Origin of the sequence: Sphingomonas sp., assembly GCF_003248515.1 — a bacterium.
Taxonomy (GTDB): Bacteria; Pseudomonadota; Alphaproteobacteria; order Sphingomonadales; family Sphingomonadaceae; genus Sphingomonas_I.
Genome location: NZ_QFOB01000006.1, coordinates 156,327 through 182,052 on the forward strand (window position 1 = coordinate 156,327; position 25,726 = coordinate 182,052).

Consider the following 25,726-nt stretch of genomic DNA (forward strand, 5'->3'; position numbering starts at 1 on the left):
AGACATCGTCCGGCACGATCGTCCCATTCACACGCGGCATTCAAAACGGCGGCGACCGCCCACCGCTTGGGAATGCCTCAGCGCTCCTCGGGCGGCGGGCCGCGATCCCCGCCGGGGCCGCCCTTTCCGCCACGGGGACGGAAGCGGGGCTTGGCCAGCTTCGGCAATTCCTTCGCGACGATCTCGCCGTCGCCATTGGCATCGAGCAGGGCGAAGCGGCGCCCCGCTGCCTCCACGAACTCCTTGTCGGTCACGCTGCGGTTGAGATCGATGTCCGCCGCCGTCACCGGTTCGGGCGTGGCGATATAGCCGAAGCGGCCCGCGCCCGAAGCGTGATACATATAGCTGCTCTTGCCGGACCCACCGCCGCCTCCGCCGGGAGGACCACCGCCGCCGCCGGGAGGGCCGCCACCGCCCATGCCGCCATCGGGCGGGCCACCGCCGCCCATGCCGCCCCCCATACCACCGCCTGGCGGACCGCCGCCCATGCCTCCGCCATGTCGGCCACCACCACCGGGGGGCCTTCCGCCCATGCCGCCGGGAGGGCCATCGCCGGGGCCATCTCCGCCGGCTCCGATCTCCGGCACTATCTCCTGCTCATAACGGTCGATCTCGGTGGGCCCGATCGCATGATTGTGATCGATATCCAGCGTCCCGAAAAAGCGCATCGCATCGGCGATGAACTCGGTGCGGGTGATCTTGCCATCGTGATTGGTGTCGACGCCCGCGAACCAGTCCTTCTCGGGCGCCTCGCCCTCGCGGAAAGGCTCGCCCATCGGGCTGACGAACAGGCGGCCGAAACGCGGACGGCGGCCATCCACCGTGATCTGCTCGGCAGCGCCCGGATCGGACGATTCGGCGGGCGGCGTCTGGGCTGAGGCCATGGAGGCGCCGAGCAGAACCAGGGCGGCCATCGCCCCGCGATCGATCAACGCCAGCGCCCCTGCTGCGCGGTCATGAAGGAAAAAGCGGCGGTGCCGGTCTGGCCCAGCGGGACGACGGTGGAGCCGTAAAGCGCCCGGCCACCGCGCGATCCGATCTCCATCCCGACCGTGCCGTGGATCTGGCGCTCGGCGCCGTTGATCGGCAATTCCTCGTCGCTGCGGCGCGAGGCGGCATCCAGAATGCGGGTACGCTCCTCCGGCGAGAGGGCGATCGTACCGGGCGCAGGCGTGCTGGGCGCGGACGCTTCCTGGGCATGAGCCGAGGCCGCGACACACGCTGCCGATGCCAGAGCCAGCAATCCGATCGCAATCCTGTTCACACCACGCTCCTTGTTCGTCATCCGTCAGACACCGGGGCGCCTGTCGGATGACTGAACGGTTCGGCGGCGGACCGGCTTCCTACTTGCCGAGCGCGGCCTGCGCGGCAGCAAGACGGGCAATCGGAACGCGATAGGGCGAGGCCGAGACATAATCGAGGCCCGTCTTTTCGCAGAAGGCGATCGAGGCGGGATCGCCGCCATGCTCGCCACAAATGCCAAGCTTGATCTTGGCCCGTGTCGCGCGGCCACGTTCCGCTGCAATTTCAATGAGTTCACCGACACCTTCGACATCGAGACTCACGAAGGGATCCTTGGCGTATATCCCCTGCTCCACATAGGCGCCGAGGAAACGCGCCGCATCATCGCGAGAAACTCCGAGAGCAGTCTGCGTCAAGTCATTGGTTCCGAACGAGAAGAACTCGGCAGTCTCGGCAATCTCGCCGGCGCGCAGGGCGGCGCGCGGAAGCTCGATCATCGTGCCGACCAGATATTCCAGCGTCGTGCCGGTCTCTGCGAAGACGGCGCTCGCCGCCCTGTCGATCACGGCCTTCATCAGATCCAGCTCGCGCTTGGTGGCGACGAGCGGCACCATTACCTCGGGGATCACCGCTTCGCCCGTCTTGTTGGCGACGGCGACCGCCGCCTCAAAAATGGCGCGCGCCTGCATCTCGTAAATCTCGGGATAGGTTACACCGAGACGACAACCACGATGCCCAAGCATCGGATTGAATTCATGAAGTTCGGCGGCGCGGCGCTTCAGCGCATCCACCGTGATGCCTGTAGCAGCCGCCACCTCGGCGAACTCCGCCTCCTCATGCGGCAGGAATTCATGCAGCGGCGGATCGAGCAGACGGATCGTGACGGGTAGTCCGGCCATGATCTCGAAGATTTCGGTGAAATCCGCGCGCTGCTCGGGCAGCAGCTTGTCCAGCGCGACACGGCGCCCCGCCTCGTCCTCGGCCAAGATCATCTGGCGGACGGCGGTGATGCGGCCGGCATCGAAGAACATATGCTCGGTGCGGCACAGGCCGATGCCCTCGGCGCCGAACTGACGCGCCGTGCGGCAATCCAGCGGCGTTTCCGCATTGGTGCGGATCTTGAGCCGGCGGACCTGATCGGCCCATTCCATCAGCGTGCCAAAATCGCCGGCCAGTTCCGGCTGCACGGTGGCGACCGCGCCGACCATCACTTCACCGGTGGCGCCGTCGATCGTGACGATATCGCCCTCGCGCACTTCGCGCGCGCCGACGCGGAAGATCTTCGCCTTCGCATCGATCGCGAGCGTGCCCACGCCCGAGACGCAGGGGCGCCCCATGCCGCGCGCGACGACGGCGGCGTGGCTGGTCATGCCACCGCGCGCCGTGAGGATGCCCTTGGCCGCGTGCATGCCATGAATATCCTCGGGCGAGGTCTCCACGCGGACGAGGATGACGGCATCGCCCGCGGCGGCGCGCTTTTCCGCCGTATCGGCATCGAACACGACCTGACCGGATGCGGCGCCCGGCGAGGCCGGCAGCCCCTTGGCGATCACATCGCGCGGCGCCTTGGGATCCAGCGTCGGGTGGAGCAGTTGATCCAGCGCCGAGGGATCGACACGGCCGACAGCTTCCTGCCGGGTGATAAGCCCTTCATTCGCCATATCCACCGCGATCTTAAGCGCGGCCTTGGCGGTGCGCTTGCCCGAACGCGTCTGGAGCATCCAGAGCTTGCCCTGCTGCACCGTGAATTCGATATCCTGCATGTCGCGATAATGCGTTTCCAGCAGATCGAACACGCGGGCCAGCTCGGTATAGGTCTCCGGCATCGCCTCTTCCATCGAAGCGGCCTTGGCCCCCGCCCGCTCGCGCGCGGCGAGCGTGAGATATTGCGGCGTGCGGATGCCGGCGACGACATCCTCGCCTTGCGCGTTGATGAGGAATTCGCCGTAATAAGCGCGCTCACCAGTGGAGGGATCGCGCGTGAAGGCGACGCCGGTAGCGCTCGTCTCGCCCATATTGCCGAACACCATCGCCTGCACGTTCACGGCCGTGCCCCAGGTGTGGGGAATGTCGTTCAGGCGGCGATAGACCTTGGCGCGATCCGCCTGCCACGAACCGAAGACGGCGCCGACCGCACCCCACAACTGATCGTGCACATCCTGCGGGAAGGGCTTGCCCCACTGCTCCTCGACGAGGCCCTTATAGGTCTTCACGAGCGCGCGCAGATCATCGGCCGAAAGCTCGGTATCCAGCGTGAAGCCGCGGTCCTCCTTGGCGATCTCCAGCGCTTCCTCGAAGGCGCCGTGATCCAGCTCCAGCACCACATCGGAATACATCTGGATGAAGCGGCGATAGCTGTCCCACGCGAAGCGCGCGTCACCTGACGTGGCGGCAAGCCCTTCCACCGTGCGATCGTTGAGGCCCAGATTGAGCACCGTATCCATCATGCCGGGCATGGAGATGCGCGCACCCGATCGGACGGAGACGAGCAGGGGATCGGCCTCGTCGCCGAAACGCTTGCCGGTGATCGCTTCGATATGCGCGATGCCGCCGGCGACTTCGCCGTTCAGGCTGGCCGGAAAGGCGCCGCCCTCGTCATAATAAAGGGTGCACATGGCGGTGGAGATGGTGAAGCCGGGGGGCACGGGCAGGCCGATCGAGGCCATGCCATCCAGGTTGGCGCCCTTGCCGCCGAGCAGATTCTTGTCGCCATTGCCCCCATCGGAGACACCACCGCCGAAGCGATAGACGTAACGTGTTTCCTGCCCGTTCACCGCCATCACGCTCGCCATACTCTGCCTCCTTAACGCCCCCACAATCTTCGTTGTGCGGTGCAGCGAAATTATAGGTTACCCGCCCGTCGATCAAGTCCGGCCGGTTAACGGCACCTTTCCACATGGTGAAAAGCCACTCGAAAGTCGCACCTCCGAACGCGCATGCGCGGGAGGCGCCCCGATATCACCCCTCGATCCGCGAGAAATCCGCCACCCGGTGGCACGCGCCACGGATGCGCGCGAGCAGGCCGAGCCGAGCCGCCCGCTTTGCGGGATCGGCATCGTTGACGATGACGGCCTCGAAGAAGGCGTCGATCGGCGCGCGCAGCGTGGCAAGGGCGGACATGGCTGATTCGAACTCCTCGGCTTCCACGGCGGATGCGGCCGCGGCCTCCGCCGAGGCGAGCGCCGCGAGGAGCCCAGCCTCCTCCTTTTCCGGCACATAGGAAAGGGGACTTTGGTCCGCCTGCCCGACTTCGGCACCATCCCAGCCTTCCTTGCGCAGGATATTGGCGGCACGCTTGTAGCCGGCGATCAGATTGCGGCCGTCATCCGTTTCGACGAAACCCTGCAGCGCCTTCACCCGGGCCAGCAGGCGAACGAGATCGTCCTCGCCGCCCAGCGCGAATACCGCATCGATCAGATCGTGGCGGACGCCGGCTTCGCGCTGCTGGACCTTGAGGCGGTCGATCAGGAAGTCTGTAACAGTGATCGCCACACCACGTCGCGCAACGTCTGAAGGAGACAATCGCGCATCAAGACGATGACCAAGCCAGCCTTGCCGCACGACCTCACCGACACTCGCCCTAAGAGCGTTCTGTTGAACCAGAGCGACTATTCCGAGTGCGGATCGACGAAGGGCGAATGGGTCTTTTGATCCGGTCGGCAATTCTTCGATCGCAAAGAACGAGCACACGCTGTCCAGCTTGTCCGCCAGGCTCACCGCCACAGTGACCGGGGCCGTCGGAACCTCGTCGCCCTGCCCCACCGGCTTGTAATGGTCGCGGATCGCGTCTGCCACGGCATCGGGCAGGCCCTCGGCGCGGGCATAATAGCCACCCATCACCCCCTGAAGCTCGGGGAATTCGCCGACCATGCCGGTGACGAGATCGGCCTTGCACAGTTCGGCCGCCTTTCGGGCCAGCGCCGGATCGCAGCCAGGCACGATGCCTTCTGTCGCCAGCCATTCGGCCAGCTTCGCCACGCGCTCCACCTTGTCGGCCACGGTGCCGAGCTTTTCGTGGAACACGATCTGGCCGAGATTCCCCGCCTGCTCCGCCAGCGGGATCTTCAGATCCTGCTCCCAGAAGAAGCGGGCGTCGGACAGGCGGGCCGCCAGCACCTTGCCATTGCCGGCCACGATCTGCGCGCCGCCATCCGCCGCATCGATATTCGCGGTGCACAGGAAGGCCGGCGCCAGATTGCCCGCCGCATCGTTCAGCACGAAATATTTCTGGTTGGTGCGCAGCGTAAGCTGGATCACTTCGCGCGGCACTTCCAGGAAGGCCGGATCGAAGAAGCCCAGCAGCGGCACCGGCCATTCGGTGAGCCCCGCATTTTCCGCGACGAGGCCCGGATCGGGGATCACGCTGAGCCCGCTGGCGGCGGCGAGCGCCGTGGCGCGCTCCTCGATGATCCGCGCGCGTTCGGCCGGATCGACGATCACATGCGCGGCACGCAGTGCCTCCGCATAATCGGCGGCCGATCCGATGCTGACCTCGCCCGGATGATGGAAGCGATGGCCGAGCGTGACGGCGCCGCTGGCGATGCCCCCGATCTCGAACGGCACCACATTCTGGCCGAACAGCGCGACGATACCCTGCAGGGGACGCACCCAGCGCAGGCTGGAGGACGAGGCCGAAGCCGTGCCCCAGCGCATCGACTTGGGCCAGGGAAAGGCGCGGACGATGGCGGGGATCGCCTCCGCGATCACATCGGCGGTGGCGCGGCCGGGGCGGTTCACCACCGCGAACCACACGCCATCCCGCTCTTCCAGATCCGCGCGGGAGACGCCCGTCTTGCGGAGGAATCCTTCCAGCGCCTGTTCCGGCGCGGAGATGCGCGGCCCCTTGGTCTCTTCGGAAACGGCGGCGGTGAAACCCGGCAGCTCGCGCGCGATCAGCGCCAGGCGGCGCGGCGTGGCGAAGGTTTCGATGCCCGTGGCAGGCAGCCCGGCCTTCTCCATCTCGGCCGCGAACAGGGACTGCAAATCCTTGCACGCCTTGGCCTGCATGCGCGCGGGGATTTCCTCCGAGCGGAGTTCGAGGAGAAAATCGGTCACGCGTCCCACCCGTTATGCGCCATCCACGCCTCGCAGGCGCCCTTCGCCAGATCGCGCACGCGGCCGATATAAGCCTGGCGCTCGGCCACGGAGATCACGCCGCGCGCCTGAAGCGTGTTGAACACATGGCTCGCCTTGATCGCCTGATCGTAAGCGGGCAGCGGCAGGCCGCGCTCGATCAGCGCCTTCGCCTCGTCCGCCGCGAAGGTGAACTGCTTGAACAGCATATCCGTGTTCGCCGCCTCGAAATTATAGGCGCTGAACTGCTTCTCATTTTCGAGGAACACGTCGCCATAGGTGACGCCGTCATCGTTGAAGGCGAGATCATAGACGTTGTCGACGCCCTGGATATACATCGCCAGACGCTCCAGCCCATAAGTCAGCTCGCCCGCGACAGGCTTGCAATCGAAACCGCCGACCTGCTGGAAATATGTGAACTGCGTCACCTCCATCCCATCGCACCAGACTTCCCAGCCCAGCCCCCAGGCGCCGAGCGTGGGGCTCTCCCAGTCATCCTCCACGAAGCGGATGTCGTGCATCGTGAAATCCACGCCGATCCGGTCGAGCGAGCCGAGATACAGTTCCTGCAGATTGGCCGGGCTCGGCTTCAGGATCACCTGATACTGGTAATAATGGCCCAGCCGGTTGGGATTTTCGCCATAGCGGCCGTCGGTCGGCCGGCGCGAGGGCTGCACATAGGCCGCCTTCCAGGGGCGGGGGCCCAGCGCGCGTAGCGTGGTGGCTGGATGGAAGGTGCCGGCGCCCATCTCCATGTCATAGGGCTGCAGGATCACGCAGCCCTGCGCGCTCCAATAATCGTGGAGCGTCAGGATCAGGCGCTGGAAGCTCAGGGGCTTGGGCGACGCCAAGGCAGGTCTCTCTTCATTCTAGCGCGGGATATCCGCAAGGCCAGCGCGTTTGGCGCGGGGCGCGGGGCTGGTCAATCCTTGCGAAGGCCGGGCGCAGCGGGCAAGCCGCCGCGATGTTTCGCCTGCGCACCACCCTGCCCGCCCTGCTCGCCGCCGCCGGATTGATCGCGGCCCAGCCCGCCGCCGCGCGCCCGGCGCTGTGGAAACTCGCCGATGCCGATACGACCATCTATCTCTTCGGCACGATCCACGTGCTGCCGCCGGGCCTGAAATGGCGTGACAGGACGATCGATGCGGCCATGGGCAAGGCCCAGTCGCTGACACTGGAAGCCGTGCTGGATCAGGATCCGGGCGCGGTGGCGAAGGTGATCACCACATTGGGCAAGGGCGAGAAGCTGCCGCCGCTGGCCGATCGCGTGCCGGCGGACAAGCGCGCCACGCTCGCCGCGCTGGTGGCGAAGAGCAACCTGCCGGCACCCTTCCTCGATGGCCTCAAGACCTGGGCGGCGGCGGTGGTGCTCACGGGCGCCGCGCTGGACCAGATCGGCCTGAAGGTGGGCGCCGAAGGCGTGGAGCCGCAGGTTTCGGCCCTGTTCCGCGCGGCGGGCAAGCCGGTCGACGGGCTGGAGACGGCCGAGCTCCAGCTCGGCTATTTCGATGCGCTGCCCGAAAGCGCGCAGCGCGCCTTCCTCGTCGCCACGCTGGACGATCCGAAGGAGGCGCGGGCCGATTTCGATCGGATGGTGAAGGCGTGGATGGCCGGCGACGTGCCCGGCATCGAGAAGAGCTTCGCCGACGAACCCGATTTCACGCCGGAGCTTCGCGGCCTGCTGATCCGCAAGCGCGATGAAATGTGGGCCGATGCGCTGGCGGACCGCCTCAAGCGCCCCGGAACCATCTTCGTAGCGGTTGGTGCAGGCCACCTCGCCGGCCCCGACAGCGTGCAGAAGATACTCGCGCGCAAAGGACTTATCGTTACGCGAGTCCAATAGTTTACATGAACCTCAGTTTAATGGTGCGTTCATCTGATATATAGATTTGAACAACCTGTGTGATGCGCAAATGCAACAGGTTTCATCGTTGCGTTCGATTGAGGAACGATCTTTACAGCATTGGCTTTCCCCCGGCGTCGTTCATTTCCGACATCGATAAGGATTGATCATGCGTAATATCGTCTTCGCCACCACGCTCGTCGCCACACTGGGCCTTGCGAGCATCGCGCAGGCACAGGATGCCGCAGCGCCGGCCGATACGGCCAGCTCCAACGGAACCAGCTTTCGCGGCTTCCGCGCCGAAGTGCAGGCCGGCGGTGATCGTTTCCAGAGCCAGGGCACGCACGACAACAAATTCGGCTGGGGCGGGGCGGCCGGCTTCGACGGCGTGATCGCGGACAGGTTCGTGGTCGGCCCCGAAGTGAGCTACTGGCAGTCGCGGGCCGAAAACGTCACCAATCCGCTCGGCGGCACCTATGCCCAGAAATCGTTCCGCGAGATCGGCGCGGGCATCCGCGCGGGCTATCTCGTAAAGCCCAATATCCTCGTTTACGGGATTGGCGGCTATGTGAACGACAAGCAGCGCGCAGCCTTCACCGGCCCGAACAACAGCGGCACGGCGGGTGCCTTCTACAATGTCGTCCACTCGGACGGTTATCAGCTGGGTGCGGGCGCCGAATATTCGCTGACGGACATGTTCTATGTCGGCGCCGGCTATCGCTATTCCAACTATAACGACAATACGACGCGCCAGCGCCTGTTCCTGAGCGCGGGCGTACGCTTCAAGCCGTGACGGCCTTGCGCCCTTCCTCCCGCCTGTCCCGAGCCTGTCGAGGGAGGAACGGGAGGAAGGGTGACGGGAATCGGCGCGCCCTTCGCGCGCCGTTGCGTTTCGAGCTCCATTCCGCTAAGCGCCCCGCCTCCTCGCCGGACATCCCTGGAGGCGGCGGGGCACTTTTAACGCAAGCGAACTGGAGACAGACCTATGAGCGATCAGCTCACCCTGTCGGCCGAGACGCGCGAACGGGCTGGCAAGGGAGCCTCCCGTGCGCACCGTCGCGAAGGCCGCGTCCCCGCCGTTGTTTACGGCAACAAGCAGCAGCCGCTGTCGATCCACGTCGAGGAAAAGGCCCTCATCAAGGCGCTCTCGACCGGTCATTTCATGAACACGGTCGTGATGATCGACGGCGCCGGCGAAACCATCCGCACGCTGCCCAAGGACGTCCAGTTCCACCCGGTCACCGACCGTCCGCTCCATGTCGACTTCCTGCGCATCGGCGAGCACACCACCGTGCATGTCGACGTTCCGCTGGTCTTCTCCGACGAGGAACTGAGCCCCGGCCTGAAGCGCGGCGGCGTGCTCAACATCGTCACCCATGATCTGGGTCTCGTCGTCGACGCGGCCGAGATCCCCAGCGAGATCACCATCTCGCTCAAGGGCCTCGAAGTGGGTGACAGCATCCATCTTTCGGGCGTCGCCCTGCCCGCCGGCGCCAAGGCCGCCGACGAAAGCGACGTGACGATCGCGACGATCGTCGCCCCGTCCGCGCTCAAGTCGAGCGAAGGCGAGGCCGAGGAAGCCGGCGAGGGCGTAGCGGAAGCCTGAGCTTCCCGCATTCTTGCGATTTCCCGTCACCCCAGCGGAAGCCGGGGTCTCGCGCGGCAGGCCGATGCGGCAGCCGCCCGGGACACCAGCCTTCGCTGGGGTGACGTATTTTCGGAACGGGAGGATCGGACGTGCATCTCTGGGTCGGCCTCGGCAATCCGGGCGCGCAATATGCGCTCAATCGCCACAATGTCGGCTTCATGGCGCTGGATGCGATCGCCGAGATCCACGGTTTCGAACCGTGGAAGAAGCAGTTTCAGGGCTGGGCCTCGATCGGCCGGATCGGCACGCAGCGCATCCTGCTGCTGAAGCCCGCCACCTTCATGAATGAAAGCGGCCGATCGGTGGCCGAGGCGATGCGCTTCTACAAGCTGGAGCCGTCCGCGCTCACCGCCTTTCACGACGAACTGGATCTCGCGCCCTTCAAGGTGAAGGTGAAGACCGGCGGGGGCGCCGCCGGGCATAACGGCCTGCGTTCCATCGATCAGCATCTGGGGCAGGATTATCGCCGCGTGCGGCTGGGCATCGGCCATCCCGGGCACAAGGACCGCGTGACGGGCTATGTGCTCGGCAATTACGCCAAGGCCGAGATGGACGATCTGGCCGATCTGCTCGGCGCGGTCGGCGCGGAAGCGCCCTGGCTGGCGGCAGGCGAAGACGCGCGCTTCATGAACGAGGTGGCGCTGCGCCTGCAGGACAGCGCGGGATGAGCGAGCCGGCGATTGGCGGCGCGGAACGGGCGCGCATCTACGGGCTGCTCATATTCGTCACCCTGCTCTGGGCAGGCAATTCGATCGTCGCGCGCGCGATCCACACGGATATTCCGCCTTTCACGCTGGCCCTGTTCCGCTGGACGGGCGCGCTGTTGCTGCTGCTGCCCTTCGCGATGCGCCACGTCCGCGCGGACCGTGCCGAAATCGCGCGCTCCTGGCCGATCATCCTGCTGATCGGCGCAGTCGGTGTCGGCTGCTTCAACGCCCTGCTCTATTCGGGTCTTCAATATACGACCGCGACGAACGGCCTGCTGATCCAGGCCGCCATCCCCGCGCTGGTGCTGCTGCTCAACCGGCTGTTCTTCGGTGTGCGGGCGCGCCTGGCCGAAATCGTGGGCGTGCTGATGGCGGCGGCGGGCGTGCTGACGATCATCTTCCGCGCCGATCCCGCCGCTTTGCTGGGGCTGGAATTCGGCAGGGGCGATGCGCTGGTGCTGGGCGCAGTGGTGATGTGGGGGCTCTATACGGCTTTCCTGCGGCTGCGCCCGCCTATCCATCCGCTCAGCCTGATCGCCACCACCTTCCTGATCGGGGTGATCGTGATGCTACCCTTTTCGATCTGGGAGTTGGGGCATCGGCCGCTGCGGCTGAACGAAGGCGTGCTGCTGGGCATCGGCTATGTCGCGATCTTCCCGTCGATCATCGCCTACATGCTCTACAATCAGGCCGTGGCGGAAATCGGCGCGGGGGCCGCCGGCCAGATGATCAGCCTCCAGCCGCTTTTCGGGGCACTGCTTGCCGCCCTGCTACTGTCGGAGCCGCTCCATCCCTATCATTTCGCCGGCATGGCCCTGATCGTGGGCGGGATCGTCCTGCCGATCGTCACGCGGCCGAGGGAGTAACCGCCCACGCCACGAAACCCCTGTTGACGCGGTCTAGCGAAGCCGCAGGCCGAGAAAGGCCGCGCCCGGCACGGGATTGAACGAGACGGGATCGGCGGGGGCGAAACCCAGCGATGCGTAAAGCCGGCGGGCGCGATCAAATTCGGGCAGCACATCCAATCGCATTTCCGCATAGCCCGCCCGCCGCGCCTCCCCGATCAGGCGCTCGACCAGTTGCCGGCCGAGCCCGTCGCCGCGCGCGGCCGGGCGGATGTAAAGGCGCTTCATCTCGCACAGGCTATCGTCGATCCGGCGGAGGCTGACGCAGCCCACCAGCCCGCCGGATCGCTCCGCCACCAGCAGCCGGCCCTGCGGCTCGGCATATTTGCCGGGCAGATCGGCGAATTCGGCCTCATAGCCCTGAAAATCCAGGCTTACGCTCGGGCTGGCGACGAATTCGCGCCAGATATCCAGCACCGCATCCCGATCATGCGGAAAGACGGCGGACCTGATCGCGGACATCGACGCATCGGTGCCGCGCGAATGTGGCGGAAATGGCCCGATCACCGGGCCGAATATCGAAGCGTCAGCGGACGCGGCAGACCATGCCGCTGCCCGACGCGATCGTCTCGCCTTCGGCCAGACGGCTCAGCAACCCTTCGCGCTGGCCCTTGCCCCACCATTGCCAGCCCTGACCGACATAGCGCTCGCCATCGGCCGAGACGGCGCGCGCCATCTGCACCGTATCGCCGCCCAGCGTGAGCACCGCCGCGTCACCACCCGAATAGAGCACCTCGATCACGCGCCCGTCCCCACAGGCATAGAGCGCGCTCTGGCCGGTGGAGGGCGGGACATGGCTTCTTGCGCCTAGCGGCTGCGTAGTGAGCGCCAACAGGGCAAACGGCGGAAAAGCGGCACGAAACATGGCCGGGAGGTGGGGCTTCGCCACGGAAGCACAACCCCTGCCCGCTCATGCCGCATCGTGCGTGCGACGAGCCGACGTTCCTGACCAAAGGCGCCTGACTAGAGGCGCCCGATCAATGCCATCGCCGCCGCAGGCGCCCTCAGCTTGGCGCCATTGATCATGAAGACGAAAGCATCGCGCCGCTCCGCCGGATGCGGACCGCCGACATAATCGAGGCCCTCCGGGGAATGGCCGTCCGCCCAGCTCTTCGCGATCGCCGCCCAGCGATCCAGCTCGGTCGGGGAATAGCCGGTCGGCTCCTCCTCGCGCTGGCGCTGGAGGCGGGCATAGGTGAAATCCGCCGTGACATCCGCGATCTGCGGCCAGCTTTCATCGTCGGCGATCACGATCGCGACATTGCGATCACGCGCGAGCGTTACGAACGCCTGATCGCGGAAACTCTCGTGGCGCGGCTCGATCGCGTGGCGCAGCCTGAGGCCGCCGAAGCTTTCGGGCAAAAGATCGAGGAAACGGGCGATATCGTCGGCATCGAACTGCTTGGTGCCGGCGAACTGCCACAGGATCGGCCCGAGCTTCGGCCCCAGTTCCATCAGCCCCTGATCGAGGAAGTTGGCGATCGATTCGCCCGCCTCGGCCAGCACGCGACGATTCACGCAGAAGCGGGACGCCTTCACCGAGAAGACGAAATCGTCTGGCGTACGGCGCGCCCAGTCTGCCCAGGTGGCGGGCTTCTGGCGGGAATAGAAGGTGCCGTTGATCTCGATCGCGGTGACGTGCGTGCTCGCATATTCCAGCTCGCGCGCCTTGGGATGGCCCTTGGGATAGAAGGTCTCGCGCCACGGTTCATAGGTCCAGCCGCCGATGCCGACGCGGATCCGCCCCGTCATACCGTGGCTCCGCGACGCCACCCACACGATGCTTGGCGCAGATCCTCTCGAAGCACGTCCCTCTCCTCTCGCGATGATCCGCGAAGGCATGGCACTTCGCCGGGCAGGACGCAAACATATCGGGAACATCGAAAGCAGGACGCGGCCAATCGATCGCTACCCGCCCCGCGGCGGCCGCGATGTTTCCGGACGCGATCCGCCCCGCGAATCGCGCGCCGCATCGCGCGGGCGCTCAGGCTCCGCGCGGGCGGGCGAAGCGAGGTTCGCGACGGCAGCTCCAAGCCATACCACCTTCGCAACAAGCCCCTCAAAATGCATCGCTTTCCGAAGCGTTCGTCCCGCGCCAAACACGATCCGGCCCTGAGAGAAACGCGACCCGAAACCATCTCGAAAATGAAACTTTACAGGGGGGACCCCCGACCCTATGTAGCCCGTCCGCTGCCCCATGGGACTTCCAGCCGCAAGGCAGCTTTTTCCGCAACGACTTGCCGTCAGGCATTTGGAGGTCCCTTGAATTGCACAAGCACCATAGCGCGCTGGGGCTAGCTGCCTCCCCGATCGACAACATCACCGTTGCCGACATCGCTGATCGACGTCCGGTTCAGCCGGTCACGCTCGTTCGTCCGCACGCCGCCCGCAGGGCCGCCCGGTTCTTCGTGGAGAAGTTCAAGGGCCGTTCGATGTATGCGGTGAAGGCGAATCCCTCGCCGGATCTGATCCGGATCCTGTGGGAAAGCGGGATCACGCATTTCGACGTCGCCTCGATCGCCGAGGTTCGCCTCGTCGCGTCGATCGCGCCGGAAGCCACGCTCTGCTTCATGCATCCGGTGAAGGCCGAAGAGGCGATCCGCGAAGCCTATGAGGTTCATGGCGTCCGCACCTTCAGCCTCGATTCGATCGATGAGCTGGAGAAGATCATGCGCGCCACGGGCGACGCCACCGATCTCACGCTCTGCGTGCGGCTGCGCGTTTCGTCCGATCATTCCAAGCTGAGCCTCGCTTCCAAGTTCGGCGCCGCGCCGGAGGAGACCAAGGCCCTGCTGTTCGCCGCCCGCCAGGCGGCGGACGCGCTGGGCATCTGCTTCCATGTCGGCAGCCAGGCGATGAGCCCGCAGGCCTATGTGCAGGCGCTGGGCCGCGTGAAGCAGGCGATCGTCGAGGCGGCCGTCACGGTGGACGTGATCGATGTGGGCGGCGGTTTTCCGTCCGTCTATCCGGGCATGACACCGGCGCCGCTGGAAGCCTATTTCGATGCGATCCACGAAGCTTTCGAGGCGCTGCCGGTGAGCTATTCGGCGGAGCTGTGGGCCGAGCCCGGCCGCGCGCTCTGCGCCGAATATGCGAGCCTGCTGGTGCGGGTGGAGCGTCGCCGTGGCGACCAGCTCTACATCAACGACGGTGCCTATGGCGCGCTGTTCGATGCCGCGCATGTCGGCTGGCGTTTCCCGGTCAATCTCGTGCGCGAGCCCGAGAGCGAGGCGAAGGACCTTCCCTTCAGCTTCTACGGGCCGACCTGCGACGATATCGATCATATGGCAGGCCCGTTCCTGCTGCCGGCCGATACGCAGCCGGGCGACTATATCGAGATCGGCATGCTCGGCGCCTATGGCTGCGCGATGCGCACGGGCTTCAACGGCTTCACCGCCGGCGAGACGATCGTGATGGCGGACGAGCCGATGGCGAGTCTCTATGCCGAGATCGAGGTGGAGCCGAAGCGCTTCTCGAACGTCGTCACTCTGTAATAAGACAAGACCTACACTGTTTCGGCTCCCGCTTTGGCGGGAGCCGCTGGACGCCGGATGCTTCGAGCATCGCGGCGCCGTTCGGGTTTCCACGTCCCCAGAATGACGGCGGATCACCGGGAATGAGGGTTTCCATGACCGACAAGATCAACGACACGCGCAAGGCCGAACTGCTGTCCACCGTGGTGGAGCATGTTGACATCACCAGCTTCGATGCGCGCCCGATCATCGATGCCATGGGCAAGATGAGCTTCACGAGCCGCGACCTCGCGCGCGCGACCGGCATCTACAACGACATGCTGGCGGATCCCGACTGCACGATCTTCCTCGTGATCGCGGGCTCCACCTCCGCCGGTGGCTGCATGGATGCCTATGCCGAGCTGGTGAAGAATGGCATGGTCGACGGTATCGTCGCCACCGGCGCCACGATCGTCGACATGGATTTCTTCGAAGGCCTTGGCCACAAACATTATCAGGCCAAGGAAATCCCCGACGACGATACGCTGCGCTCGCTGCTGATCGATCGCATCTACGATACCTATATCGACGAGGAAGACCTCCAGAACGTCGACCACACGATCTTCGAAATCGCCGAGACGCTGGAGCCCAAGGCCTATTCCTCGCGCGCCTTCATCCGCGAGATGGGCAAGTATCTGGTCGAGCATGGCAAGAAGGACAACAGCCTCGTCAAGCTCGCCTATGAGCATGACGTGCCGATCTTCTGCCCGGCCTTCACGGACAGCTCGGCCGGCTTCGGCCTCGTCAAGCATCAGGTCGATGCCATGAAGGCGGGCAAGCCCTATCTCACGATCGACAGCATCGCGGACTTCCGCGAACTGACCGACATCAAGATCAAGGGCGGCACTTCGGGCCTGCTGATGATAGGCGGCGGCGTGCCCAAGAACTTCATCCAGGATACGGTCGTCTGCGCCGAAATCCTCGGCCATGACGATGTCGAGGTGCACAAATATGCGGTGCAGATCACCGTGGCGGACGTGCGCGACGGCGCCTGCTCCTCTTCGACCCTCCAGGAGGCGGCCAGCTGGGGCAAGGTGAACACCGGCATCGAGCAGATGGTGTTTGCGGAAGCCGGATCGGTGATCCCGCTGCTGGCGTCGGACGCCTATCATCGCGGCCACTGGAAGAACCGCCCGAAGCGCGCCTGGGCGAAACTGTTCGCCTGACGGACGCAACGGCTGGACAGCATGCGTCCGGCCATGCACTCCTCCTTCCCGCACCAGGGGGGAGGAGTGCATGCTGCCTTTGTGGCTGTGGAGTTCGGTCGTGGCGGCGACAGTGCCGGTGTCGCCGGCGACCCCCGACATACGTGTAACCCGCGCGACCCAGCTTTTCGATCAGCTGTGCCTGAAAGCCTTTCCCAGCGATGCCGCCCTCGATGATGCGGCCAAGAGCATGGGCGCGATCGCGCTGACGCCCGATCAGGTGAAGGTGACTCTGGTCAACGATCCCGGACGCGGATGGGCTCTCGGGGAAAACGGCACCACCTATCTGATCTTCCTCGAACTTCCTCCCTTCCACGCCTGCTCCGTGCGATGGAGCATGCCCGAAGGTGAAATCGATCTCGGCGAATATCGCGCGCTGATCGAAAACGAGAAGACGGCGCGCGCCGGCTTCACCACCATCCATGAATTCGATCGGGACGCGGGCGACATTCATATTCACGCTGTCGGAGAACAGCGCATCTTGCCCGAGGGCGGATCGGAGGCGCTTCTTCTGTTCGATCAGCGGGTGATCGATCCGGCGCGGCGCGCGCGGGGCGAAACCGCGACGAACTGGCGATTCGTCCGCCAGTTCGCCGGGCCGGGTGCTCCCTGAAAACGCGATCGCGAAGCGGCTTACGGCAGGAAGGAACCCGGCGGCGATGTGCGCGTCCCTTCCGGATGCGCATCCTCCTCCCCTTTCTCGCCATTTCCGCTTTCTCTTTTCCCGCGATCGCGGCGGAGCCCGTTCGCCTGATCGTATCCGGCACGCAGGTCGAGCCCTCCAGCGGGCAGGTGACGCTCGATATCGTCGCGATCAACGCCTCCGCCTCGTCTGCCGATTTCACGGCCCCGGGCGAAATCTCCGCCTCGCTCAAGAGCGCGGACGGCCGGAACGACACGATCATGCTCCGCCCCTCCACCCGGCCCGATCGCCGGACCATCCCCGCCTCGGGTTTCGCGGCGCTGCGCTACGCGGGCGTGCTGCCGACGGGCACGGGGCCGGGCGTGCTCTCCCTCGCTTTGCCCGACGCGCCAATCATCGCGCTGAACATTCCGGCCGGATCGCCCTCGCCCGAACCGATCCAGGTGGCCACCGCCACGAACGCCAGCGCCCCTTCCCCCGCGCCCGCCCTCCCGCCGCCGGCCGCTCCGCCCTCGACCGGATCGCCGCGCGACAATCCCCTGCTGGCCAATCTTTCCGCCTATGAGCCGATGTACTTCGTCTACGGCCCCGGCACGGATACGGCCGCGCGCATCCAGATCAGCCTGAAATATCAATTGTTCGGCCGGCGTGGAAACTGGCTGGACGGCATCAACTTCGCCTACACACAGCGCATGTTCTGGGACATCGAGGAGGCAAGCTCGCCCTTTCGCGATGTCAATTACATGCCGGAACTGTTCTATCTGGTGCCGCCCCGCGCCGTGAGCGATGGGCTGTCGATCGGTGGCCGCTTCGGCGCGCGGCACGAATCCAACGGGCGCGACGGGGATGCCTCTCGCACGCTCAACACATTGTATGTGCAGCCCGAGGCCACGATCCCGATCGGCCGCTTTTCGCTCACGCTCGGGCCGCGCGCCTGGGTCTATGTCGGGCGGCAGGACGGCAATGAGGATATCGAACGCTATCGCGGGCATACCGGCCTCTATGCGGCGTTCGGCGAGGATGACGGATTGCGGCTGAGCCTTACCAGTCGCTTCGCCTTCGGCAGCGGCAAGGGGGCGGTGGACGGCACGCTTTCCTATCCGCTCCCCAAAATGTGGGCATCCGGCCCGCAACTCTATCTGATCGCGCAGGGCTTCACCGGCTATGGCGAAAGCCTGCTCGATTATGATCGGCGGCAGACGCGCCTGCGCCTCGGCTTCGGGATAACACGCTGACAATTCCCCGTGGTCAATATATCCCTAAGATGATCGGCAAATCACCGTTTTACGCCAAACAATTTCTGCCATCATGGGGGTGATGATTCGTCAGATTTTACCGATCCTTTGGTAAAACCTGCTCGACAGGGTACAATATCACCGAATCATAAGACGGGAGATGCCTGTGGGGTGGCTTCGCTCTCTGGTGCCGACAATTGCGGCAGCGTCGATTTTTCTCGCCGGCGGCACCGCCGCGCAGGCCACAACCTATATTCTGGACGTGCAGGCCCGTGTGGCACAGGTCGGCTATTCCTCGATGGGATCGCCCACCATCGATTATACGGGGCCAAGCCAGTTCCACGTGGGCGATATGCTGCACCTGACGGCCACGTTCGACACGGACGACGCCACACCGCAGGGCGGGCCGCCCGCAGACCAGCGCAGCTATGCGATACCGGGATCCGCCGCGATGACGGCCGGCACATACAGCACGGCCTTCTCCTCCCTGTCCCTCCTTCTGTGGAACGACCGGATATCCTCCGGCCTGCCGCCACGCGACCGGCAGTCCTTCACCTTCGTCAACGATCCGGTGCCCGGCGCCCCGCCATTCGGCGCTGCCGATGGCATCAGGAAGACCGAGACGCTCACCTTCATCGCCTATGACGACAGCGCGACGGCGCTGGCCGGCGTCTCGCTCGCGGATCTGGTGTCGGGCGGGTTCAACACGCTGCTGCTGAACTATAATCTCGCCATCTATTCCGGCGTGGACGGCAGCTATGCCGAGCAGGTCTTCGCGGCCACGGACAGGGTTTCCTTCACGCTGACGGCCGTGCCGGAGCCAGCCGGATGGGCGATGATGGTCGCGGGCTTCGGGCTGATCGGCGCCGGATTGCGACGGCAACCGCGCCTTTCGTCCACCCTTCTGCCGGTCATGGCGGGATAGCGAAGCCCTCGCTTATTCGGCAGCCGCGGAAAAGGCGGGCGGATCGGATGACGGATGACCGTGACCGTCCGGGGCTGGCCCGAACCGGCGAAACTGTCCGCGAGAGAATCCAGATCCGGAAGCGTCACCGCCCCGCAATTCAGGCACCACAGCTTCTGCGCTGATGCTCGGGCGTCGCAGAGCGGGCCGTCTCGAGGGCCAGCCCGAACTCCGAGAGCAGCAGGATCAGTCGGCCGATGTCACCAGTTCGCGCACGTCGGTAAGGCGACCAGTGACGGCCGCCGCCGCCGCCATGGCGGGCGAGAGCAGATGCGTGCGCGATCCCGGCCCCTGACGGCCGACGAAGTTGCGGTTGGAGGTCGATGCGCAGCGCTCGCCCGCCGGCACCTTGTCCGGGTTCATCGCGAGGCACATCGAGCAGCCGGGCTCGCGCCACTGGAAGCCAGCCTCGATGAAGATGCGGTCCAGCCCCTCTGCCTCGGCCTGGCGCTTCACGAGGCCCGATCCGGGCACGACGAGCGCCTGGCGGATATTGTCGGCCACCTTGCGCCCCTTGGCCACGGCGGCGGCGGCGCGCAGATCCTCGATGCGGCTGTTGGTGCAACTGCCGATGAAGATATTCTCGACCGAAACGTCCTGCATCCGCGTGCCGGGAGCGAGCCCCATATAGGCCAGGCTCTTGCGCGCGGCCTCCTGCTTGGAAGGATCGGCGAAGCTTTCGGGATCGGGGATCACGCCGGTGATCGCCACCACATCCTCGGGGCTGGTGCCCCAGGTCAGGTTCGGCGCGATATCGTTCGCATCCAGCAGCACCACCTCATGGTAGCGGGCCTGCGCATCGGTGGGCAGCGTGCGCCACCATTCCAGCGCGCGCTCCCACTCCGCGCCCGAAGGCGCCATCGGCCGGCCCTTCAGATAGGCGAACGTCGTCTCGTCGGGCGCGATCAGGCCGGAGCGCGCGCCATGCTCGATCGCCATGTTGGAAACGGTCAGCCGTCCCTCGATCGACATGTCGCGGATCACCGAGCCCGTATATTCGACGACATAGCCGGTGCCACCGGCGGCCCCCAGCCTGCCGACGATCGCGAGGATCACGTCCTTGGGGGAAACGCCGAAGCCCAGCGTGCCATCGACGCGGATCTCCATCGATTTCGACTGCTTCAGCTGCAACGTCTGCGTGGCGAGCACATGCTCCACCTCGGACGTGCCGATGCCGAAGGCCAGAGCGCCCAGGCCGCCATGCGCGGCCGTGTGGCTGTCGCCGCAGACGAGCGTGGTGCCCGGCAGCGAGAAACCCTGCTCCGGCCCCACGACATGGACGATGCCCTGCTCTGCCTTCAGCGCATCGATATAGGGAACACCGAATTCGGCCACGTTGGCGCGCAACGTCGCCAGTTGCTGCGCCGATTCGGGATCCGCGATCGGCAGCGGGCGGCCTTCGGCATCCACCCGCGCGGTGGTGGGCAGATTATGATCCGGCACTGCGAGCGTGAGATCGGGGCGGCGCACCGGACGGCCCGCCACGCGAAGCCCCTCGAACGCCTGCGGGCTCGTCACCTCATGTACGAGGTGGCGATCGATATAGACGAGGCAGGTGCCGTCGTCGCGCCGCGAGACGACATGCGCGTCCCAGATCTTTTCGTAGAGCGTGCGGGGGGCGGAAGTGGACATGGGCGCGCACATAGGCGCGCCGATGGCGGAAGGCCAGATGGCGCAGCTTCATTTCGGCAAGCGCCCGCTTTCCGAAAGATCAGGTGCCCACCTGCTCCTTCGGCGAAACATAATCCGCGTCATGGGCGAAGGGCAGCGCCGCACCGGTGCGGAGCGCCGCCAGCACGCCGGCGAAATCGGTGGCGCAGCGGAATCCCAGTTCGCGCTCCGCCAGGCCCGCATCATAGACCCGATCGATCGTCTCCGGCAGCGCCCAGCCAGCACGCGCATAGAGATATTCGGCATCGGGGAAGAGGCGTGCGATCACGGCGCGCGCGTCGCGCTTCAGTTCGCCGGCATCGCTCCGGGCGAAGGGCGTGGGCGCGGAGAGGATGTAGGTGCCAAAGCCGATGCCGGGCGCGCGATCCAGCGCCGCGACATGCGCGGCCGCCGCATCTTCCGCGGTCAGGCGGCGATGGAGCAGCTCGTTGGCCTTCATATTCTCGCCCGAAAGCGCGCGGTGGGTATCGTCATCCTCGGGAAAGAAGCGGCCGGTGCGCAGGATCAGGACGGGCAGGCCCCGCTCGTCATGGAAGAGACGGCAAAGCTCCTCGGCGGCGCGTTTGGTCACGCCATAGATGTTGCGCGGCAGCAGTGGGCTCAGGCTTTCGTCCAGCCAAGCGGCTTCGCCGCCTTGCCCTTCGCGGATGGCGGTGGAGATCATCAGCGATGTGGTGGAAGTGAAGACGAAGCGGCTCGCGCCGGTGCGCGCCGCCGCCTCCAGCAGCGCGAGCGTGCCTGTGACATTCACGTCCACGAACGCCTGTACCGGATAACGCGCGATATCCGGCTTGTGGAGCGCGCCGGCATGCAGGACGGCCTCGAAGCCGTGCGCATCGAACAACCGATCGACGAGCCCGCGATCCGCGACCGATCCGATCACCCGGGTATGCGCGCCGGGCCCGATATCGAGCCCCACCACATCATCTCCGCGCGCATCCAGCAGGGGCGCGAGATGGCGGCCGAGCCAGCCGGAGGAGCCGGTGAGCAGGATCTTCATGCGCCGGGCTTATGGGCTCGCGCGTCTCCCGTCATCTGCAACCTGCGTCGCACCCGTCCCTTTCGGGCGAGGAGCCGGCGTGCTCCCGCACCCGCCCGAATGCGGACGCGCGGCCCCGCCCCTATTCCGCCCGCAGCCCCAGCAGCGCCTCCACCTCCTCGACGGGCGTGCCGCCGGGAACGATCAGCCATTCGTCGGGATGCGCGCCATCGATCACGGTGACGGCGCGTTTCGGGCAGAGCTTCATGCACTTGGCGGTGATGACGCCCACCAGCGCCGCCTTGCGCCCCTTGCCTCCGCCCGCGCGCTTGGCGAGCAGCTTCGAAAGGCGCTGCTTCCCATCCTTGCCGAAGCCGCCGCCCAGCTTCTTTTCACATTTGGCGCAGACGATCACCGCCGCCGCCCATTTGCTGGGAACCGAGCGCCTCACCCCGCCGCCCTCGCGCCTTCAGGCAGCGCGGCGCTCCTCGGCCGTGCGGAGAACGTCATAGGCCGCCTGGATCGCGCGGAACCGATCGGCCGCCTCGGCATCATCGGGATGCGTATCGGGGTGATTCGCCTTGGCCAGCCGGCGCCACGCAATCTTGATCGCCTCGAACTCCACATCCGGATCGAGGCCCAGCGTATCCAGCGCGCGCATCTCGTCGCGCGATCGGCTGCCGTCGCCGGGGCCGGCCCAGCCATAATGGCGTGCCTGTTCATAGCCGTTGGCCGTGCGCCGCTCGCCCGCTTCGCGCGCGGCGGCCTCCTCGGCAGAGAGGCCTTCGAAATAATTCCAGCCGCGATTATATTCGCCGGCATGCTCGGCGCAGAAATACCAGCGCTCCGGGCTGTTGGGTGATTTGGGCGCGGGGCAATCGCCGGGCAGATCGCAGCCATCCCGATCGCAGATGCGCACCTTCGTCGCGCCGCGCTCGCTGCCATAGCCGCGCCAGCGGGGGAAACCCCAGTCATTGGATCTGCTGTGCCGGCTCATCCTCCGCAGATAGCGTGCCCTTGGCCGATCCGCCACCGGCCTGCGGCCCGAACCCGTTATCCGCACGCCATTTTCCGGAACGCGGGCAAAAAAAAAGGCCGGTCAGAGGACCGGCCCATCAAAGTTGGGAGAGGATGCCTGAAAGGCGTATTCTTTGTGCACCTGCGAAGGCTTGGGCGCAAGGTCATTTTTGCATCGCAAAATGCAAAGGTTGCATCGTGAATTGCAATTCACGACATCTGCTTGTTATCGCTACCAGACACGCACTCGTTCCGCCGGTGCGAGATAGAGCAGATCGCCCGGTTTCACTCCGAAAGCGGCATACCAGGGATCGAAATTGCGGACGATGCCGTTGATCCGGATCGACTCGGGGCTGTGCGGATCGGTAAGCACCTGATTGCGCAGGAAGCCATCCCGCGCCTTGGCCCGCCACACCTGCGCATAGGCCATGAAGAAGCGCTGATCGCCCGTCAGGCCATCGATCGTCCTGGCCTTGCCGTGGCGCGCCAGATAGCGCTGATAGGCGGTATAACCCGCCTGGATGCCGCCGAGATCGCCCAGATTTTCGCCCAGCGTGAGCCGGCCGTTCACGTGCAGGCCCGGCAACGGTTCATATCTGTCATATTGCGCTGCAAGCCGATCGGCCCGGCCGGTGTAGGACGCGGCCGATTCCTTCGTCCACCAGTCACGCAGCTTGCCGCTGGCATCATATTGCCGGCCCTGATCGTCGAAACCGTGGCCCATCTCATGGCCGATCACCACCGCGATCGCGCCGTAATTCACCGCCGGATCCGCCGCCGGATCGAAGAAGGGCGGCCGCAGGATCGCCGCCGGGAAGGTGATCTGGTTCATCGGCGGCGAATAATAAGCGTTCACCGTCTGCGGGGTCATGCTCCAGAGCGAGCGATCGACCGGCTTCGGAAAACGCTTGAGCTGGAGCGCCCAGTCGAATCGATCGGAGCGGATCGCATTGCCCAGCAGATCGCCGCGTTCGATCTTCAGATCCGAATAATCGATATAGGTGGCCGGGTGGCCGATGCGCGGATCGAAGGCGGCCAGCTTGACGAGCGCTTCCTTGCGGGTCGGCTCGTCCATCCAGCTCGCCTTGGCGATCAGCTCGCCATAAGCAGCGCGCAGATCGGAGATCAGTTCCGCCATCTGGCGCTCGGCCTCGGGTGGGAAATGCTTCGCCACATAGAGCCGGCCCACCTCTTCCCCGAGCGCACCGTTGACGAGCGCCACGCCGCGCTTCCAGCGATCGCGCTGGCGCGGCTGATCCGCCAACGCCTTGCCGAAGAAGGCGAAGCGCGCATCATCGAACGGCCTGGAGAGATATTGCGCGTGATCGCTCACGAAGCGCAGCGCGACATAGTCCTTCCACTGATCGATTGGCACCTCTTCGAGCAGCTTCGTGGAGGCCGCGATCGCGCTCTTCTCGCCGACGATCAGCCGGGCCGGAGCGCCGAGGCCTTTGGCCTGCAGCCACAGCGCCCAATCCGCCCGCGGGGCGAGCGCAGTCAGCTCCGCCACCGTCATGCGGTTGGTCGTCTTGGTCACGTCGCGGCGCTGGGCGGGCGCCCACTGGTCGGTCGCGATACGTGTCTCCAGCGCGATCATGCGATCGGCGCGGCCTCCTGCATCAGACAGCCCGGCCAGCGTGGCGATCTGCGTGAGATAGGCGCGATAGGCGGCGCGAATCGCGTCGAACTTCTCGCCCTTCTCCAGATAATAATCGCGGCCCGGCAGCCCAAGCGTGCCCTGCCGCACCGAAACCGCATAATGCGTGGGATCATCGATGTCGGGGCGGAGCCCGATCGCGGCGGTGGGGGCCGCATAATCGGCCGAGGCGAACAGCCGGATCAGCCCCGCCCGATCCTTCACGGCAGCAATCGTCGCCAGATAGGGGGCCAGCGGTTTCGCTCCGGCCGCGTCGATCGATGCCTCGTCCATCCAACTCGCGTAGAGATCGGAAATCTTGCGCTCGGCAGGCGTTGCCCCGGGATTGGTCGCGATGCCCTCCACGATCGCGCGAACATCGGCCTCGGCGCGATCCTGGAGCGCGATGAACGCCCCCGCGCGGGTGCGATCGGGCGCGATCTCCGTCTTCGCTTGCCACGTGCCGTTGGCGAATTTGGCGAAATCGTCGCCCGGCTTCACCGCCATGTCGCGCGCGGTGAGGTCAACGCCCCACGCGCCCAGCTCCGGCCTGGCGAGTGGCGTCGCCGCGACAAGCCCGAGAGCGACGCCGGCGAGCGCCAGCGTCTTGAATTCGTTACGCATTCGGAATGTTCCTGTGGCTATTCGTTGTCCACTGCATGGCGCGCCGCCACGAAATAGTCGAGCGAGAGATCGGCCGAGAGCGTGAAGCCGTGGGCGGGATCAAGACGCATGCCCGTGCGATCGAACACCTCCAGCCCGGCCGCCTCCAGCAGAGCGGAAAGCTCGTCCGGCGTCAGGAATTTCGACCAGTCGTGCGTGCCCTTCGGCACCATTCCCAGCCCTTCGCCCAGCGTGATGAGCGCAAGCTTCGAAAGCGGGGTACGGTTCGGCGTGGACAGCAGGACGAGCCCGCCCGGTGCGAGAGCGCCCGCGATCGCCGCGACGAATCCGGCAGGATCGGCGACATGCTCCACCACTTCCATCGATACGATCAGGTCGAATGTCTCGCCCGAAAGCGATTCCACGCCGCCATGGCGATAGTCGATCGCAAGCCCCTGCCCCTCGGCATGGGCGCGCGCCACCGCGACATTCTCGGCCGCGGCATCCAGCCCGGTCACGCGCGCGCCGAGCCGCGCGAGCGGTTCGCTCAGCAGGCCGGCGCCACACCCCACGTCCAGCGCGCGGCGCCCTTCCAGCGGGCGGCGCGCGCGCGGATCGCACGCCCATTCCGCGTCGATCCGGTCACGCAGATAGCGCAGACGGACGGGATTCAGCTTGTGAAGCATCGCGGAGGATCCCTTGGGATCCCACCATTCGGCGGCCAGTGTGCCGAAAAAGGCGGCTTCGGACGGGTTGATCGTGTCGGTTGCGTTCATGGGGGTCGCTAACTATCAGGGCGCTCCCGCCGGCCCAAGCCCCCGTGGCCCAAGCCTCCCGACCTTA

General features: G+C 65.9%; 24 protein-coding genes. 10 read left to right on the forward strand and 14 right to left on the reverse strand.

The annotated features are described in order from the left end of the window. Positions 1-77: 77 nt before the first annotated feature. The 5 genes from DI605_RS11820 to DI605_RS11840 form a co-directional block, all read right to left on the reverse strand. Positions 78-914 (reverse strand): EF-hand domain-containing protein, encoded by an 837-nt coding sequence (locus DI605_RS11820; RefSeq protein WP_293973776.1) that lies wholly within the window; start codon positions 912-914, stop codon positions 78-80. Positions 915-928: 14 nt separating this feature from the next. Beyond that, a complete protein-coding gene (locus DI605_RS11825; protein ID WP_293973780.1) occupies positions 929-1,264 on the reverse strand; it encodes a hypothetical protein in 336 nt (111 codons plus the stop codon). Positions 1,265-1,343: 79 nt separating this feature from the next. Beyond that, complete coding sequence (gene ppdK, locus DI605_RS11830; protein WP_293973783.1) at positions 1,344-4,034, reverse strand: pyruvate, phosphate dikinase; 2,691 nt, start codon at positions 4,032-4,034, stop codon at positions 1,344-1,346. 166 nt (positions 4,035-4,200) lie between these two features. Continuing rightward, positions 4,201-6,297, reverse strand: a complete 2,097-nt coding sequence (glyS, locus tag DI605_RS11835; protein WP_293973786.1) for a glycine--tRNA ligase subunit beta — start codon at positions 6,295-6,297, stop codon at positions 4,201-4,203. Continuing rightward, positions 6,294-7,166, reverse strand: a complete 873-nt coding sequence (locus DI605_RS11840; RefSeq protein WP_293973789.1) for a glycine--tRNA ligase subunit alpha — start codon at positions 7,164-7,166, stop codon at positions 6,294-6,296. The genes glyS and DI605_RS11840 overlap by 4 nt, the downstream gene beginning before the upstream one ends. A gap of 113 nt (positions 7,167-7,279) precedes the next feature. On the opposite strand from DI605_RS11840, the gene DI605_RS11845 reads away from it, so the two are divergent. From DI605_RS11845 to DI605_RS11865, 5 genes are all read left to right on the forward strand, one after another. Then, positions 7,280-8,158: a TraB/GumN family protein gene (locus DI605_RS11845; RefSeq protein WP_293973792.1), complete on the forward strand. Its 879-nt coding sequence runs from the start codon at positions 7,280-7,282 to the stop codon at positions 8,156-8,158. 169 nt (positions 8,159-8,327) lie between these two features. Then, a complete protein-coding gene (locus tag DI605_RS11850) occupies positions 8,328-8,951 on the forward strand; it encodes an outer membrane beta-barrel protein (RefSeq protein WP_293973795.1) in 624 nt (207 codons plus the stop codon). A gap of 192 nt (positions 8,952-9,143) precedes the next feature. Then, on the forward strand, positions 9,144-9,764 hold the full coding sequence (locus tag DI605_RS11855; protein ID WP_293973798.1) for a 50S ribosomal protein L25/general stress protein Ctc: 621 nt from the start codon (positions 9,144-9,146) through the stop codon (positions 9,762-9,764). A 131-nt stretch (positions 9,765-9,895) separates the two neighbouring features. After that, on the forward strand, positions 9,896-10,474 hold the full coding sequence (gene pth / locus DI605_RS11860; RefSeq protein WP_293973801.1) for an aminoacyl-tRNA hydrolase: 579 nt from the start codon (positions 9,896-9,898) through the stop codon (positions 10,472-10,474). Then, a complete protein-coding gene (locus DI605_RS11865; RefSeq protein ID WP_293973803.1) occupies positions 10,471-11,379 on the forward strand; it encodes a DMT family transporter in 909 nt (302 codons plus the stop codon). The genes pth and DI605_RS11865 overlap by 4 nt, the downstream gene beginning before the upstream one ends. A gap of 33 nt (positions 11,380-11,412) precedes the next feature. Here DI605_RS11865 and DI605_RS11870 read toward each other — a convergent pair whose 3' ends face one another. The 3 genes from DI605_RS11870 to DI605_RS11880 all read right to left on the reverse strand — a co-directional run bounded on the left by DI605_RS11870 (position 11,413) and on the right by DI605_RS11880 (position 13,170). Beyond that, complete coding sequence (locus DI605_RS11870) at positions 11,413-11,880, reverse strand: GNAT family N-acetyltransferase (protein WP_293973806.1); 468 nt, start codon at positions 11,878-11,880, stop codon at positions 11,413-11,415. Positions 11,881-11,944: 64 nt separating this feature from the next. Next, positions 11,945-12,307 (reverse strand): MliC family protein, encoded by a 363-nt coding sequence (locus DI605_RS11875; protein WP_293973809.1) that lies wholly within the window; start codon positions 12,305-12,307, stop codon positions 11,945-11,947. Positions 12,308-12,381: 74 nt separating this feature from the next. Then, positions 12,382-13,170, reverse strand: coding sequence for a DUF72 domain-containing protein (locus DI605_RS11880; RefSeq protein ID WP_293973812.1), 789 nt, complete (start codon positions 13,168-13,170; stop codon positions 12,382-12,384). A gap of 515 nt (positions 13,171-13,685) precedes the next feature. Between DI605_RS11880 and DI605_RS11885 the strand changes: the two genes are divergently transcribed. From DI605_RS11885 to DI605_RS11905, 5 genes are all read left to right on the forward strand, one after another. After that, the gene (locus DI605_RS11885) at positions 13,686-14,912 is read left to right on the forward strand and encodes a type III PLP-dependent enzyme (RefSeq protein ID WP_293973816.1); all 1,227 of its coding nucleotides are present in this window, start codon (positions 13,686-13,688) and stop codon (positions 14,910-14,912) included. A 134-nt stretch (positions 14,913-15,046) separates the two neighbouring features. Then, entirely contained in the window at positions 15,047-16,096 is a 1,050-nt protein-coding gene (locus DI605_RS11890; protein ID WP_293973819.1) for a deoxyhypusine synthase, read from the forward strand. Between the two features lie 70 nt (positions 16,097-16,166). Then, entirely contained in the window at positions 16,167-16,748 is a 582-nt protein-coding gene (locus DI605_RS11895; protein WP_293973822.1) for a hypothetical protein, read from the forward strand. A 65-nt stretch (positions 16,749-16,813) separates the two neighbouring features. Then, positions 16,814-18,013, forward strand: coding sequence for a phospholipase A (locus DI605_RS11900; RefSeq protein ID WP_293973825.1), 1,200 nt, complete (start codon positions 16,814-16,816; stop codon positions 18,011-18,013). A gap of 166 nt (positions 18,014-18,179) precedes the next feature. Next, the gene (locus DI605_RS11905; RefSeq protein ID WP_293973827.1) at positions 18,180-18,938 is read left to right on the forward strand and encodes a PEPxxWA-CTERM sorting domain-containing protein; all 759 of its coding nucleotides are present in this window, start codon (positions 18,180-18,182) and stop codon (positions 18,936-18,938) included. Positions 18,939-19,163: 225 nt separating this feature from the next. Here the strand turns inward: DI605_RS11905 and leuC are convergent, their stop codons facing one another. From leuC to ubiG, 6 genes are all read right to left on the reverse strand, one after another. Further along, positions 19,164-20,609 carry a 3-isopropylmalate dehydratase large subunit gene (gene leuC / locus DI605_RS11910; protein WP_293973829.1) on the reverse strand — a complete coding sequence of 482 codons (1,446 nt, stop codon included), beginning with the start codon at positions 20,607-20,609 and terminating at the stop codon, positions 19,164-19,166. Positions 20,610-20,688: 79 nt separating this feature from the next. Continuing rightward, a complete protein-coding gene (locus DI605_RS11915) occupies positions 20,689-21,648 on the reverse strand; it encodes an NAD(P)-dependent oxidoreductase (RefSeq protein ID WP_293973831.1) in 960 nt (319 codons plus the stop codon). A 121-nt stretch (positions 21,649-21,769) separates the two neighbouring features. After that, positions 21,770-22,078, reverse strand: a complete 309-nt coding sequence (locus DI605_RS11920) for a (2Fe-2S) ferredoxin domain-containing protein (RefSeq protein ID WP_293973834.1) — start codon at positions 22,076-22,078, stop codon at positions 21,770-21,772. Between the two features lie 18 nt (positions 22,079-22,096). Beyond that, entirely contained in the window at positions 22,097-22,624 is a 528-nt protein-coding gene (locus DI605_RS11925) for a J domain-containing protein (RefSeq protein ID WP_293973837.1), read from the reverse strand. A gap of 252 nt (positions 22,625-22,876) precedes the next feature. Then, the gene (locus DI605_RS11930; protein WP_293973840.1) at positions 22,877-24,904 is read right to left on the reverse strand and encodes a M13 family metallopeptidase; all 2,028 of its coding nucleotides are present in this window, start codon (positions 24,902-24,904) and stop codon (positions 22,877-22,879) included. Between the two features lie 17 nt (positions 24,905-24,921). Continuing rightward, complete coding sequence (ubiG, locus tag DI605_RS11935) at positions 24,922-25,659, reverse strand: bifunctional 2-polyprenyl-6-hydroxyphenol methylase/3-demethylubiquinol 3-O-methyltransferase UbiG (protein WP_293973843.1); 738 nt, start codon at positions 25,657-25,659, stop codon at positions 24,922-24,924. Positions 25,660-25,726 lie beyond the last annotated feature (67 nt).